Genomic DNA, 14,589 nt, shown 5'->3' with positions numbered 1-14,589 from the left:
GGTGCGATGCCGGCTCTCCCCCGGAGGCCGCAATGAAACCGCAGTACGAGCACGTGACGTTCGCCCCCGGCTGTTCGATCCGCGTGTATCACCGTCAGCTCGCGCGCATCCCGTTCGAATGGCATCGCCATCCCGAATACGAACTGACGCTGACGCTCAACAGCCGCGGCCGGCGCTTCATCGGCGATCACGTCGCGCACTACGCGGACGACGATCTGGTGCTCGTGCCGCCCAACCTGCCGCATACGTGGTCGTCGAATGCACGCATCGATCGCGATGCGCCTGAAGTCGCGCTCGTCATCTGGTTCGACGGCGACTGGGCGCGGCGTCTGGCCGACTGTTGCCCCGAATACGCACCGCTGCGCTCGCTGTTGCGGCGTGCCGCACCGGGCTTGCGCTTCGGCACGGACGCGGCCCGCGCGATGCGCGCACGGCTGCCGCAGTTGCTCGATCCGTCGCCGCGCACCCGGCTCGCGGCCGCGCTCGACACGCTCGCCCATCTCGCGGACGCCGGTGGCGAACCGCTCGCCACCGCGCACGCGTACGACCGCGCCGACGGCACGGCATCGCACGCCGATGCGGCCGCCCCCGAAGCCGAACGCCTCGATCGCGTGCTCGACGCGATCGACCGGCACTTCCACGAACCGCTGCGCGTCGACACGCTCGCCGCCGCTGCGCACATGTCCGAACGCACGCTGCAGCGCCTGTTCGTCCGGCATCTCGGCGAAAGTGTCGGCCGCTATGTGCAGCGGCTGCGGCTCGCGCACGCGTGCCGTCATCTCGTCGGCACCGACTGGCCGATCGCGACCGTGGCCGCGCGCTGCGGCATTCCGAATGTCGCGAACTTCAACCGCCAGTTCCTCGCCGCACGCGGGATGACGCCCGGCGCATACCGGCAGTTCTTCGTGCAGCACGGCCACGCACCCGATGACGACGCGCCCGCACTCGACACGCGCCCGCCGTCGCTGGAGCACCGCGCCGGATCGGGCGAACCGCGGCCGCACAAATGAAAACACCCCGACGGAATGACCCGTCGGGGTGTCGTGGCGTTGCGATCGCCCGACGCGAGCGGCCTGCCGGCCGTTCGCGCCGCACACGACTTAACGTGCGTTGAGCGGCTTCGCTTCGCGCGGCGTATCGCCGATGAACAGCTGACGCGGACGGCCGATCTTCTGCTCCGGATCGCCGATCATTTCGTTCCACTGTGCGATCCAGCCGACCGTACGTGCCATTGCGAAGATACACGTGAACATCGACGTCGGGATGCCCAGCGCGCGCTGGACGATGCCCGAGTAGAAGTCGACGTTCGGGTACAGCTTGCGCGACACGAAGTATTCGTCTTCCAGCGCGATCTTCTCGAGCTGCATCGCGAGCTTGAACAGCGGGTCGTCGTGCAGGCCCAGTTCGTTCAGCACTTCGTAGCACGTTTCGCGCATCAGCTTCGCACGCGGGTCGTAGTTCTTGTACACGCGGTGACCGAAGCCCATCAGCTTCACGCCCGAATTCTTGTCCTTCACCTGCTTGATGAATTCGGGGATGTTGTCCGGCGAACCGATCTGCTCGAGCATGTTCAGCGCGGCTTCGTTCGCACCACCGTGCGCCGGGCCCCACAGACAGGCGATACCGGCAGCGATACAGGCGAACGGGTTCGCGCCCGACGAGCCGGCCAGGCGGACGGTCGACGTCGATGCGTTCTGCTCGTGGTCGGCGTGCAGGATCAGGATGCGGTCGAGTGCGCGGACGAGCACGTCGTTGACCTTGTACTCTTCGCACGGGTTCGAGAACATCATGTGCATGAAGTTCGCGCTGTACGACAGCGAGTTCTTCGGATACACGAACGGCTGGCCGATGCTGTACTTGTACGCCATCGCGACGAGCGTCGGCAGCTTCGCGATCATGCGGATCGCCGACACTTCACGGTGACGCGGATCGTTGATGTCGAGCGAGTCGTGGTAGAACGCCGACAGCGCGCCGACCGCAGCGACCAGGATCGCCATCGGGTGCGCGTCGCGACGGAAGCCACGGAAGAAGAAGTGCATCTGCTCGTGCACCATCGTGTGCTTCGTGACGGTGTCGACGAATTCCTTCTTCTGCGCTGCGTTCGGCAGTTCGCCCTTCAGCAGCAGGTAGCAGCTTTCGAGGAAGTCGGCGTTTTGCGCGAGGTTGTCGATCGGGTAGCCGCGGTACAGCAGCTCGCCCTTGTCGCCGTCGATGTACGTGATCGCCGAATTACAAGCTGCCGTCGACATGAAGCCCGGGTCGTACGTGAACTTGCCGGTCTGGCCGTACAGCTTGCGGATGTCGATCACGTCCGGGCCCATCGTGCCCTTGTAGATCGGCAGTTCGACGCTCGGCGAGTTGTCGCTGAACGATAGCGTGGCTTTAACATCAGACGGAGTCATGGCACATCCTCAATCGAAATAAAGAAACGGGATTCGATAACGGGCACAACGCGTTACACCTTGGCGTTACACGTTGCGCAGCATCTCCAACAGCCGGTGAATATCCGGGCTGTCTAGGTCGCCTTCTGGTTCCTTGCGCGCGAGGAGCAAGTCCATCAGGTCGTTGTCGCTCAGATCGAGCAGGCGCGACAACGCGCCTACGTCTGCATCGGTGAGGTCATGCTCGTATCTGCTGAAGAAACGCTCGAAAATGATGTCGTTTTCCAGCAGACCCCGCCGCGCACGCCAGCGAAGGCGTGCGCGACGGTGCGGGTCGGATTGATGCGAATCGCTCATCTCAACCTTAAACAGCGCGGCGAACCATCAGTTCCTTGATCTTGCCGATCGCCTTCGTCGGGTTCAGGCCCTTCGGGCAAACGTCGACGCAGTTCATGATCGTGTGGCAACGGAACAGGCGGTACGGGTCTTCCAGGTTGTCGAGACGCTCGCCGGTGGCCGTGTCGCGGCTGTCCGCGATGAAGCGGTAAGCCTGCAGCAGGCCGGCCGGGCCGACGAACTTGTCCGGGTTCCACCAGAAGCTCGGGCACGACGTCGAGCAGCTCGCGCACAGAATGCACTCGTACACGCCGTCGAGCTCGTCGCGCTCTTCCGGCGACTGGAGGCGTTCCTTCTCCGGCGGCGGCGCGTCGTTGATCAGGTACGGCTTGATCGAGTGGTACTGGTTGAAGAAGTGCGTCATGTCGACGATCAGGTCACGCACGACGGGCAGGCCCGGCAGCGGACGCAGCACGATCTTCTGCGGCAGGTCGTTCAGGTTCGTCAGGCACGCGAGACCGTTCTTGCCGTTGATGTTCATCGCGTCCGAACCGCACACGCCTTCACGGCACGACCGGCGGAACGACAGCGTCTCGTCCACGGCCTTCAGCTTGACCAGTGCGTCGAGCAGCATGCGCTCGTGCTCGAGCTCCAGCTCGTACGTCTGCATGCGCGGCGCTGCGTCCTTGTCCGGATCGTAGCGGTAGACTTCAAAAATGCGTTTTGCCATTTCGGATTCCTTTGACTCGGCTTAGAACGTGCGCGGCTTCGGCGGCACGGATTCGACCGTCAGCGGCTTCATTTGAACCGGCTTGTAGTCGAGGCGATCGCCTTCGCTGTACCACAGCGTGTGGCGCAGCCAGTTCTCGTCGTCGCGGTGTTCGTAGTCGCTGTGGGCGTGTGCGCCACGGCTTTCCTTGCGCGCTTCCGCCGACACCATCGTTGCGCGAGCAACTTCGATCAGGTTCTCCAGCTCGAGCGCTTCGACGCGCGCGGTGTTGAACACCTTCGACTTGTCCTTCAGGTGGATGTTTTCCACGCGCGCCGCCAGGCCGGCCATCTGCTCGACGCCTTCCTTCAGCAGTTCCGACGTGCGGAACACGCCTGCGTGCTTCTGCATCGTCGAGCGGATGTCGTTCGCGACGTCCTGCGTATATTCACCCGAGGTCGACTTGTCGAGCTTCGCCAGGCGTGCCAGCGAGAATTCGCCCGCATCGGCCGGCAGCGGCTTGTGTTCCTTCTGGTTCTTCACGTGCTCGACGATGTGGTTGCCGGCCGCACGGCCGAACACCACGAGGTCCAGCAGCGAGTTCGTGCCGAGGCGGTTCGCGCCGTGCACGGACACGCACGAGCATTCGCCCACTGCGTAGAAGCCGTTGACCGGATCCTTGTGACCGCGCGACGTGCCGACGACCTGACCGTGGATGTTGGTCGGGATGCCGCCCATCTGGTAGTGGATCGTCGGGACGACCGGGATCGGTTCCTTGATCGCGTCGACGTTCGCGAACTTCAGCGCGATTTCGCGGATCGACGGCAGACGCTTCATGATCGTCTCGGCGCCGATGTGCGACAGGTCGAGCAGCACGTGATCCTTGTTCGGACCCACGCCGCGACCTTCCTTGATTTCCTGGTCCATCGAACGCGACACGAAGTCACGCGGCGCCAGATCCTTCAGCGTCGGCGCGTAGCGCTCCATGAAACGCTCGCCGTTCGCGTTGCGCAGGATACCGCCTTCGCCGCGCACGCCTTCGGTGATCAGCACGCCCGCGCCGGCCACGCCGGTCGGGTGGAACTGCCAGAACTCCATGTCCTGCAGCGCGATGCCCGAACGCGCAGCCATGCCGAGGCCGTCGCCGGTGTTGATGAACGCGTTGGTCGATGCCGCGAAGATCCGGCCTGCGCCGCCCGTCGCGAACAGCGTCGTCTTGCCTTCCATGATGTAGACGTCACCCGTCTCCATCTCGAGAGCCGTCACGCCGAGCACGTCGCCTTCCGCGTCGCGGATCAGGTCGAGCGCCATCCATTCGACGAAGAACTGCGTCTTCGCTTCGACGTTCTGCTGGTACAGCGTGTGCAGCAGCGCGTGACCGGTACGGTCGGCGGCCGCGCAGGCGCGCTGGACCGGCTTCTCGCCGTAGTTCGCGGTGTGGCCGCCGAACGGGCGCTGGTAGATCGTGCCGTCCGCGTTACGGTCGAACGGCATGCCGAAGTGCTCGAGTTCGTACACGACGTTCGGCGCTTCACGGCACATGAATTCGATCGCGTCCTGGTCGCCGAGCCAGTCGGAGCCCTTGATCGTGTCGTAGAAGTGGAAGTGCCAGTTGTCTTCGCTCATGTTGCCGAGCGACGCACCGATACCGCCCTGCGCGGCCACCGTGTGCGAACGGGTCGGGAACACCTTCGACAGCACGCCGACCGACAGGCCCGCGCGCGACAGTTGCAGCGCCGCGCGCAAGCCGGAGCCGCCCGCGCCGACGATCACTACGTCAAACTTGCGGCGCGGGAGATTAGTTTTGATTGCAGCCATTCTTTACACTCTCCAGAGAATCTGCGCGGCGTAGCCCGCACATGCGAGCAGCCAGACGATGGTCAGCGATTGCAGCAGCAGGCGCACACCGACGGGCTTCACGTAGTCCATCCAGATGTCGCGCACGCCGACCCATGCGTGGTAGAAGAGGGAAAGCAGCATCACGAAGGTCGCGAGCTTCATCCATTGCGCGGCGAAGATCGATGCCCAGCCTTCGTACGAGAAATCGTGCGCGCCGAAGAACAGGACGAGCAGAATGACCGTGTAGACCGCCATGATCGTGGCGGTGATGCGCTGCGCAAGCCAGTCGCGCAGGCCGTAATGAGCGCCGACGACGAGGCGCTTCGAGCCGATTCGGTTATTGGCTGCCATTTTCTTAGAATGCTCCGAACAGTTTGAGTGCCATGGCGATCGTCAGCGCGATCGAGACGACAAAGACGACGACTGCCGTCCGCTTGCCGCCTTCCTTCGTGACGGCGTCGTGGTTGACGTCCATCAGCAGGTGGCGAATGCCGGCGCAGAAATGGTGGAAGAAGGCCCACGACAGTGCGAGGACGATCAGCTTGACGATGATGTTGGAGAGGAAAGCCTTGAAGACTTCGAAGCTGAGCTCGGACGTGAGGCTCTGGTCGAAGAGGAACAGCAGGAACGGCAGGAACAAGAACAGCAGCGCGCCGCTGACTCGATGGAGAATCGACAATATCGCTGCCAGCGGCATGCGATATTTCATCGTGATATCGCCGAATCCGATGTTCCGGTATTCCGGCCTCGGCTTTCTTACTGCATCAGTCATGCTAGACCCCTACTATGTTGTCACACTAATCCGCGATTTTAGCGCCTTTTTATATCGCGCTGCAGCGAAAGTCTGCTCTGGATAGTTGCGCGAACAAGAACAAAGGCGGCCCGAAACGTGCTTCGCGAACGTGGGGAACGCGAACGCACTCGGCTTGAGCCGATACACCGTCAACTCAAGTCATTCTGATAGTAGTACCCGGTTGTGACATACCAGCCGCGACGCACTTCCACCGGCCGGTCTCCGTATGTATAGGACACACGCTCGACCGACAGCAAAGGGAAACCCGCCGGCACGTGCAGCAGGTCGGCCACCGCCGGCTCCGCCGCGACCGCGCGGATCTTTTCCGTCGCGCGGATCATCCGCGTGCCGAACTCCGTCTCGAACATCGCGTAGAGCGGCCCCTTGTACTCGCTCAGCCGCTCGAACGTGAGCCCGCGGAACATCGCGCCCGGCAGCCAGATCTCGTCGAGCACCGTCACTTCGTTCTCGAACTCCAGCAGGCGGCGCACCTGGACGACCGGATCGGCCGGCTTCAGGTCGAGTTGCCGCGCGATCTCGGCCGGCGCGCGCAGGCGCCGGCATTCGAGCAGGCGGCTCACGTGCGGATGCTCGGCACCGTCGTCGGCCAGCAGCCGCAGGAAGCGGAACTGCGCGCGATCTTCGTTGTGCGTTGCAACAAAAGTGCCCTTGCCCTGCCGCCGGACCACGAGGTTTTCGGCGGCCAGCTCATCGATCGCCTTGCGGACGGTGCCCTGGCTGACCTTGTAGCGGGCCGCGAGCTCCACCTCGCTCGGGATGATCTCGCCCGGCTTCCACTCGCCGGTTTCGAGACTTTGCGTGATCAATGACTTAATCTGCTGGTATAACGGGCTGAACGTCGGCGACGGAGCCGCCGCGGGCGAAGGTGCGGGATCGCTCGCGCCCGGCTGCCCTGGGCCGCCTGCGCCGGTCTGATTCGCGGTATTCGCCTGGTTCGATGTCATGGCGCGCATTTCATCACAAACCGCACTTTTAAGTCCACTCAATTTCCGCAAAACATCTGTCTTATATAAGACATATGATACCGTTTGACTTTGAGCCGGACGGCTCCTACACTCCGGGTCGAGCAAGGGTTCGCGGGTGCAAAAGCGCGTCCCCGGCTACGTGCCACGGCCGTCTCCAGGTTCACCGCGTCTGCCATCGCGAGTCCTCCGCCCTGCTTCAATGCAACACTCAGCACAACGCGCATAGAATGGCGTTTTCGCGAGTGTCCAACGCTTCACCCGTCCTGGAGATTTTCAATGGCTAAGCCCGCAAAGCGCGTTGCCGTCACCGGCGCCGCAGGTCAAATCGCTTACTCCCTGCTGTTCCGCATCGCGAACGGCGACCTGCTCGGCAAGGACCAGCCGGTCATCCTGCAACTGCTCGACCTCCCGCAAGCCCAAGGCGCCGTCAAGGGCGTCGTGATGGAACTCGACGATTGCGCGTTCCCGCTGCTGTCGGGCGTCGTGATCACCGACGATCCGAAGGTCGCATTCAAGGATGCCGACGTCGCACTGCTGGTCGGCGCACGTCCGCGCTCGAAGGGCATGGAGCGCAAGGACCTGCTGTCGGCCAACGCGGAGATCTTCACGGTTCAGGGCGCCGCGCTGAACGAAGTCGCGAGCCGCGACGTGAAGGTGCTGGTCGTCGGCAACCCGGCGAACACGAACGCCTACATCGCGATGAAGTCGGCACCGGATCTGCCGAAGAAGAACTTCACGGCCATGCTGCGCCTCGACCACAACCGCGCGCTGTCGCAGCTCGCAGCGAAGTCGGGCAAGCCGGTCGCATCGATCGAGAAGCTCGCCGTGTGGGGCAACCACTCGCCGACGATGTACCCCGACTTCCGCTTCGCGACCGCCGAAGGCGAATCGCTGCTGAAGCTGATCAACGACGACGTGTGGAACCGCGACACGTTCATCCCGACCGTCGGCAAGCGCGGCGCGGCGATCATCGAAGCGCGCGGCCTGTCGTCGGCAGCGTCGGCAGCGAACGCGGCGATCGACCACGTGCGTGACTGGGTCCTCGGCACGAACGGCAAGTGGGTCACGATGGGCATCCCGTCGGACGGCTCGTACGGCATCCCCGAAGACATCATCTACGGCGTGCCGGTCACCTGCGAAAACGGCGAGTACAAGCGCGTCGAAGGCCTGGAAATCGACGCGTTCTCGCGCGAGAAGATGGACGGCACGCTGGCCGAGCTGCTCGAAGAGCGCGATGGCGTCGCCCACCTGCTGAAGAACTAAGCATCAAGCACTCGCCGGGCGGCCCTCGGGCAGCCCGGTTTCGGCCCGGGCCGGCATGCCGCCGGCCCGGCCGACCGATCCGATCCGCGCACGTTTTGCCGCCCCGCGCTTGCCGCGCACCGGCCCAGAACGCACCCGAATCCGATTTTCTCCACGTTGACCCGCTTCCCTGACGTAGACGAGATGGCCGCGCTCACTCCCGCACAAGTGCTGTACGACGGGGCGTCCCCGCCCGCGATCCTGCCCTGCTGCGATCATTACGCGGGCAGCGAAAAGCTGATGCGCAAGTCGCTCGCGCTGCAGGCCGAGCTGGGCCCCGTGTTCGACATCACGCTCGACTGCGAAGACGGCGCCGCCGTCGGCCAGGAAGCCGCGCATGCGGCACTCGTCACCGACATCCTCGGCAGCGACGAGAACCGCTTCGGCCGCGTCGGCGTCCGCATCCACGACTTTTCCCACCCGCACTGGCGCGACGACGTACGCATCGTGCTGCGTGCGGCGCGTGCCCCCGCCTACATCACGCTCCCGAAGATCGCCAGCGCCGCCGATGCCGCCGAAATGACCGCATTCATCGAAGGCACGCGCCGCGAGCTCGGCATCGCGCAGCCGATTCCCGTCGACGTGCTGGTCGAGACGCACGGCGCGCTCGCGCAGGCGGCGGCCCTCGCCGCGCTGCCGACGGTCGGCACGCTGAGCTTCGGGCTGATGGATTTCGTCTCCGCGCACCACGGCGCGATTCCCGATTCCGCGATGCGCTCGCCCGGCCAGTTCGAGCACCCGCTCGTGCGCCGCGCGAAGCTGGAAATCGCCGCGGCCTGCCACGCACACGGCAAGACGCCGTCGCACAACGTGACGACCGAGGTGCGCGACATGAGCGTCGTCGCCGCCGATGCGCGCCGCGCGCGCGACGAATTCGCGTTCACGCGGATGTGGAGCATCCACCCCGCGCAGATCCGCCCGATCGTCGACGCATTCGCGCCGCGCACCGACGAGGTCGCGCTGGCCGCCGAGATCCTGCTGGCCGCGCAGGCCGCCGACTGGGGCCCGACGCGCCACGGTGATACGCTGCACGATCGCGCGAGTTACCGCTATTACTGGTCGGTGCTGCGCCGCGCACGGGCCACCGGCCAGCCCGTGCCGGCCGAGGCCGCGCCGCTGTTCGGCCCGGCCGCCGAGGGCAGCGCGCGGTAAGCGCGCGCCGCCGGCCGATACACGAGTTTCATGCATTCGACGAGGCGCGAACCGGATAGAGGTTTGCGAAACGACAAAAAACGTAACGGAGCCCGAAAACCTGATATACACGCGGCCAAATAGGTGAAAATAGCGGCCGCTGCGCGCTTTCGGGGCGCGTGCAGTTTCAAACCGGCCGGCGGCGCAGATTGCCGGCCCTTGTCAACTGATTATCGAAAGGTTCTGACTCCATGAAGAAACTCCTGATCGCTACCGCCATCGGCGCCTTGTCCGCCACGATGCTGGTGTCGGCTCCGAGCGCGTTTGCCCAGGGTACGACCACGACGACCGCGAAGAAGGCAGCGGCCAAGCGCCCGGCGCCGGCCAAGCGCATCATCCCGCGCAGCAAGAAGGCGCAGGCACGTGCCGCGGCGAAGGTCGATCCGGTACCGGACGGCGCAGTCAAGTGGTCCTGCAAGGAAGGTCTGTCGTTCGACCTCGCCGGTGACATGAAGCGCGACCAGGTCGTCACGGTTCACTGGGCGAAGAAGAACTACAAGCTGCCGCGTCAGGCCACGACAACGGGCGCCGACACGTTCTACGATCCGGCCGCGGGCTTCAAGCTGGTCGTGATCCCGAGCAAGGCGATGCTGTTCTCCGACGCGAACGGCGGCGAACGCCTCGCGGACGAATGCGTGACGCCGGAAATGGCGCAAGGCACGCCGGCACCGACGCAGTCGAACGAGCTGAAGCCGGCAACGAACTAAGCGCGTTCCCATCGGCCCCTCGATGTCCGCCCCGGTCTCCAACGTCCGCCCTGCTCCGGATACGGTACTCGTCGATATCGTCGACTACGTGCTGAATGCCGGCATCGACAGCGCGCTCGCGCTGGAGACGGCGCGTCATTGCCTGATCGACACGCTCGGATGCGGACTCGAGGCGCTCTCCTACCCTGCCTGCACCAAGCTGCTCGGCCCCGTCGTGCCCGGCACGATCGTGCCGAACGGCGCGAAGGTGCCCGGCACGTCCTTCCAGCTCGATCCCGTGCAGGCCGCCTTCGGCATCGGCGCGATGATCCGCTGGCTGGACTTCAACGACACCTGGCTCGCCGCCGAATGGGGTCATCCGTCCGACAACCTCGGCGGGATCCTGGCGACGGCCGACTGGCTTTCCCGCACGGCCGTCGCGGCCGGCCGCAAGCCGCTCACGATGCGCGACGTGCTGGTCGCGATGATCCAGGCCCACGAGATCCAGGGCTGCCTCGCGCTCGAGAATTCGTTCAATGCGGTCGGGCTCGACCACGTGCTGCTCGTGAAGGTCGCGTCGACGGCCGTCGTCGGCCGGCTGCTCGGGCTCACGCGCGACGAGCTGATCAACGCGGTGTCCAACGCGTTCGTCGACGGCCACGCGCTGCGCACCTACCGCCACGCGCCGAACACCGGCTCGCGCAAGTCCTGGGCGGCCGGCGACGCAACCTCCCGCGCGGTGCGCCTCGCGCTGATCGCGAAAACGGGTGAAATGGGCTACCCGTCGGCGCTCACCGCCAAGACCTGGGGCTTCTACGACGTGCTGTTCGACGGCAAGCCGTTCCGCTTCCAGCGCCCGTACGGCACGTACGTGATGGAAAACGTGCTGTTCAAGATCGCGTTCCCCGCCGAATTCCACGCGCAAACGGCCGCCGAGGCCGCGCTGCAGCTGCACGCGCAGCTCGCCGCCGCGGGCCGCACGACCGACGACATCAGCCGGATCACGATCCGCACGCACGCGGCCGCGATCCGCATCATCGACAAGCAGGGCCCGCTCGCCAATCCGGCCGACCGTGACCACTGCATCCAGTACATGGTCGCCGTGCCGCTGCTGTATGGCCGGCTGACCGCGGCCGACTACGAAGATTCGGCCGCCGCCGATCCCCGCATCGACGCGCTGCGCGCGAAGACCGTGTGCGTCGAGGATCCGCAGTTCACGCAGGATTACCACGACCCGGACAAGCGCTCGATCGCGAATGCACTGACGATCGAGTTCACGGACGGGTCGAAGCTTGCCGAGGTGGCGGTCGAATACCCGCTCGGCCACCGGCGGCGCCGGGCCGAAGGCGTCCCGCTCCTGGTCGAGAAGTTCAGGACCAACCTTGCCCGCCGCTTCCCGGCCAAGCAGCAACAAGCGATTCTCGACGTGTCGCTGGACCAGGCAAAGCTCGAAGCAATGCCGGTCGATGAGTACGTCGACTTGTATGTGATATAGCCGTCAGATACAGGACTCTTTGTTTCCTAGCCTTAAACCCAGGAAAATCACCATGGCCCACAATCTCCACAAGACCCTCAAGGAATTCGACAGCGGTTCCGGCAAAGGCAAGTTCTACTCGCTGCCGCAGCTCGGCAAGGAACTGAAGACGAAGATCGAACGCCTGCCGGTGTCGATCCGTATCGTGCTCGAGTCCGTGCTGCGCAACTACGACGGCAAGAAAATCACCGAAGAGCACATCCAGCAGCTCGCGAACTGGAAGCCGAACGACAAGCGCGTCGACGAGATTCCGTTCGTGGTGTCGCGCGTCGTGCTGCAGGACTTCACGGGCGTGCCGCTGCTCGCCGACATCGCGGCCATGCGCGGCGTCGCGGAGCGTACCGGCAAGAACCCGAAGAAGATCGAGCCGCTGGTCCCGGTCGATCTCGTCGTCGATCACTCGGTGCAGATCGACTACTTCCGCCAGAAGGACGCGCTCGACCTGAACATGAAACTGGAATTCCAGCGCAACAACGAGCGCTACCAGTTCATGAAGTGGGGCATGCAGGCATTCGACACGTTCAAGGTCGTGCCGCCGGGCGTCGGCATCGTCCACCAGGTGAACCTGGAATACCTCGCGCGCGGCGTCCACAAGAAGGCGGACGGCGGCGACACCGTGTACTACCCGGACACCCTCGTCGGCACGGACAGCCACACGACGATGATCAACGGCATCGGCGTGGTCGGCTGGGGCGTGGGCGGCATCGAGGCTGAAGCCGGCATGCTCGGCCAACCGGTGTACTTCCTGACGCCGGACGTCGTCGGCGTCGAGCTGAAGGGCAAGCTGCGCGAAGGCGTGACGGCCACCGACCTGGTGCTGACGATCACCGAAATGCTGCGCAAGGAGAAGGTCGTCGGCAAGTTCGTCGAGTTCTTCGGCGAAGGCACGAAGTCGCTGTCGCTGCCGGACCGCGCGACGATCGGCAACATGGCGCCCGAATACGGCGCGACGATGGGCTTCTTCCCGGTCGACGAGAAGACGATCGAGTACTTCGAAGGCACGGGCCGCACGAAGGCCGAAATCGCCGCGTTCGAAAACTACTTCAAGGCGCAGAAGCTGTTCGGCATTCCGAAGGCCGGCGACATCGACTACACGAAGGTCGTGACGCTCGATCTGACGACGGTCGCGCCGTCGCTGGCCGGCCCGAAGCGCCCGCAAGACCGCATCGAGATCGGCCACGTCAAGTCGACGTTCACCGACCTGTTCTCGAAGCCGGTCGCGGAAAACGGCTTCGCGAAGAAGGCGGAAGACCTCGGCGCGCAATACACGACGAGCAACGGCGTCGACGTGAAGAACGGCGACATCCTGATCGCCGCGATCACGTCGTGCACGAACACGTCGAACCCGAGCGTGCTGCTGGCCGCCGGCCTGCTCGCGAAGAAGGCGGTCGAGGCCGGCCTCACGGTCGATCCGAAGATCAAGACCTCGCTCGCGCCGGGATCGCGCATCGTCACCGAGTACCTGACGAAGACGGGCCTGCTGCCCTACCTGTCGAAGCTCGGTTTCGAAGTCGCGGCCTACGGCTGCACGACCTGTATCGGCAACGCGGGCGACCTGACGCCGGAACTGAACGAAGCGATCACGAAGAACGACATCGTCGCGGCAGCCGTGCTGTCGGGCAACCGTAACTTCGAAGCGCGGATCCACCCGAACATCCGCGCGAACTTCCTCGCGTCGCCGCCGCTGGTCGTCGCCTACGCGATCGCCGGCAACATCACGCGCGACCTGATGACCGAACCGGTCGGCAAGGGCAAGGGCGGCCGCGACATCTACCTCGGCGACATCTGGCCGACGAGCGAAGAAATCCACGCGCTGCTCAAGTTCGCGCTCGACCCGAAGAAGTTCGAGGACAACTACTCGAAGCTGACCAAGAAGGGCGACCTCTGGAGCAAGATCGAGGGCGAATCGGGCCAGGTCTACGACTGGCCGAAGTCGACGTACATCGCCGAGCCGCCGTTCTTCGGCAACGACTTCTCGATGGAACCGGCTGCATCGATCCCGACGGTCAAGGGCGCGCGCGCACTGGGCATCTTCGGTGACTCGGTCACGACCGACCACATCAGCCCGGCAGGCTCGATCAAGGAAGACTCGCCGGCAGGCAAGTGGCTGAAGGAGAACGGCGTGCAGAAGGCCGACTTCAACAGCTACGGCTCGCGCCGCGGCAACCACGACGTGATGATGCGCGGCACGTTCGCGAACGTCCGGATCAAGAACCTGATGATCCCGCCGAAGGCAGACGGCACGCGCGTCGAAGGTGGCCTGACGATCCACCAGCCGAGCGGCGAACAGCAATCGATCTACGATGCAGCGATGCAGTACGTTGCCGCCGATACGCCGACGGTCGTGTTCGCCGGCGAAGAGTACGGCACGGGCTCGTCGCGCGACTGGGCCGCGAAGGGCACGCAACTGCTCGGCGTGAAGGCCGTGATCGCACGCAGCTTCGAGCGCATCCACCGCTCGAACCTGGTCGGCATGGGCGTGCTGCCGCTGCAGTTCAAGGGCGCGGACAGCGTCCAGTCGCTCGGCATCACCGGTGAAGAAACGTACGACATCGAAGGCCTCGGCGACGACTTCAAGCCGCAGCAGGACGTCACGCTCGTGATCCACCGCAAGAACGGCGAATCGCAGCGCGTGCCGGTGCTGCTGCGCATCGATACGCCGATCGAAGTCGACTACTACAAGCACGGCGGGATCCTGCCGTTCGTGCTGCGCTCGCTGCTCGCAGCGTAAGCGCCCTGCACCTTGCAGGTGCCGCAGCCGCCTCGCGGGCGGTTGCGGCCGATTTGGATGCCCGACCTCGTGTCGGGCTTTTTTTTGCCTGCGCTACGCTG

The 14,589-nt window shown here is 64.8% G+C and carries 13 protein-coding genes; 6 read left to right on the top strand and 7 right to left on the bottom strand.

The window, feature by feature from the left end; genetic code table 11:
• Positions 1-32: 32 nt before the first annotated feature.
• A complete protein-coding gene (locus tag CFB40_RS22165; protein ID WP_089427958.1) occupies positions 33-1,010 on the top strand; it encodes a helix-turn-helix domain-containing protein in 978 nt (325 codons plus the stop codon).
• A gap of 90 nt (positions 1,011-1,100) precedes the next feature.
• On the opposite strand, the gene gltA is transcribed toward CFB40_RS22165, so the two are convergent.
• From gltA to CFB40_RS22130, 7 genes are all read right to left on the bottom strand, one after another.
• Positions 1,101-2,402 carry a citrate synthase gene (gene gltA / locus CFB40_RS22160; protein ID WP_011355741.1) on the bottom strand — a complete coding sequence of 434 codons (1,302 nt, stop codon included), beginning with the start codon at positions 2,400-2,402 and terminating at the stop codon, positions 1,101-1,103.
• A 66-nt stretch (positions 2,403-2,468) separates the two neighbouring features.
• A complete protein-coding gene (locus CFB40_RS22155; protein ID WP_039358259.1) occupies positions 2,469-2,738 on the bottom strand; it encodes an FAD assembly factor SdhE in 270 nt (89 codons plus the stop codon).
• 7 nt (positions 2,739-2,745) lie between these two features.
• Positions 2,746-3,447, bottom strand: coding sequence for a succinate dehydrogenase iron-sulfur subunit (locus CFB40_RS22150; protein ID WP_011355743.1), 702 nt, complete (start codon positions 3,445-3,447; stop codon positions 2,746-2,748).
• 21 nt (positions 3,448-3,468) lie between these two features.
• Positions 3,469-5,244 (bottom strand): succinate dehydrogenase flavoprotein subunit, encoded by a 1,776-nt coding sequence (gene sdhA / locus CFB40_RS22145; RefSeq protein WP_089427959.1) that lies wholly within the window; start codon positions 5,242-5,244, stop codon positions 3,469-3,471.
• A 3-nt stretch (positions 5,245-5,247) separates the two neighbouring features.
• Positions 5,248-5,616, bottom strand: a complete 369-nt coding sequence (gene sdhD / locus CFB40_RS22140) for a succinate dehydrogenase, hydrophobic membrane anchor protein (RefSeq protein WP_011355745.1) — start codon at positions 5,614-5,616, stop codon at positions 5,248-5,250.
• Between the two features lie 4 nt (positions 5,617-5,620).
• Entirely contained in the window at positions 5,621-6,037 is a 417-nt protein-coding gene (sdhC, locus tag CFB40_RS22135) for a succinate dehydrogenase, cytochrome b556 subunit (RefSeq protein ID WP_034185792.1), read from the bottom strand.
• 170 nt (positions 6,038-6,207) lie between these two features.
• Positions 6,208-7,032, bottom strand: coding sequence for a GntR family transcriptional regulator (locus CFB40_RS22130; protein ID WP_039358249.1), 825 nt, complete (start codon positions 7,030-7,032; stop codon positions 6,208-6,210).
• Positions 7,033-7,320: 288 nt separating this feature from the next.
• Between CFB40_RS22130 and CFB40_RS22125 the strand changes: the two genes are divergently transcribed.
• The 5 genes from CFB40_RS22125 to acnA all read left to right on the top strand — a co-directional run bounded on the left by CFB40_RS22125 (position 7,321) and on the right by acnA (position 14,488).
• Positions 7,321-8,307 (top strand): malate dehydrogenase, encoded by a 987-nt coding sequence (locus CFB40_RS22125; RefSeq protein ID WP_069251130.1) that lies wholly within the window; start codon positions 7,321-7,323, stop codon positions 8,305-8,307.
• 183 nt (positions 8,308-8,490) lie between these two features.
• Positions 8,491-9,498: an HpcH/HpaI aldolase/citrate lyase family protein gene (locus tag CFB40_RS22120; protein WP_089432391.1), complete on the top strand. Its 1,008-nt coding sequence runs from the start codon at positions 8,491-8,493 to the stop codon at positions 9,496-9,498.
• A gap of 230 nt (positions 9,499-9,728) precedes the next feature.
• Positions 9,729-10,244, top strand: a complete 516-nt coding sequence (locus tag CFB40_RS22115) for a hypothetical protein (RefSeq protein ID WP_089432390.1) — start codon at positions 9,729-9,731, stop codon at positions 10,242-10,244.
• Between the two features lie 22 nt (positions 10,245-10,266).
• Positions 10,267-11,718 (top strand): bifunctional 2-methylcitrate dehydratase/aconitate hydratase, encoded by a 1,452-nt coding sequence (locus CFB40_RS22110; RefSeq protein WP_069251127.1) that lies wholly within the window; start codon positions 10,267-10,269, stop codon positions 11,716-11,718.
• 52 nt (positions 11,719-11,770) lie between these two features.
• A complete protein-coding gene (gene acnA / locus CFB40_RS22105) occupies positions 11,771-14,488 on the top strand; it encodes an aconitate hydratase AcnA (protein ID WP_089432389.1) in 2,718 nt (905 codons plus the stop codon).
• The last annotated feature ends 101 nt before the right edge of the window (positions 14,489-14,589 follow it).

Origin of the sequence: Burkholderia sp. AU31652 (assembly GCF_002223155.1) — a bacterium.
Classification (GTDB): domain Bacteria; phylum Pseudomonadota; class Gammaproteobacteria; order Burkholderiales; family Burkholderiaceae; genus Burkholderia.
This window is presented reverse-complemented; position numbering and strand designations above follow the sequence as displayed.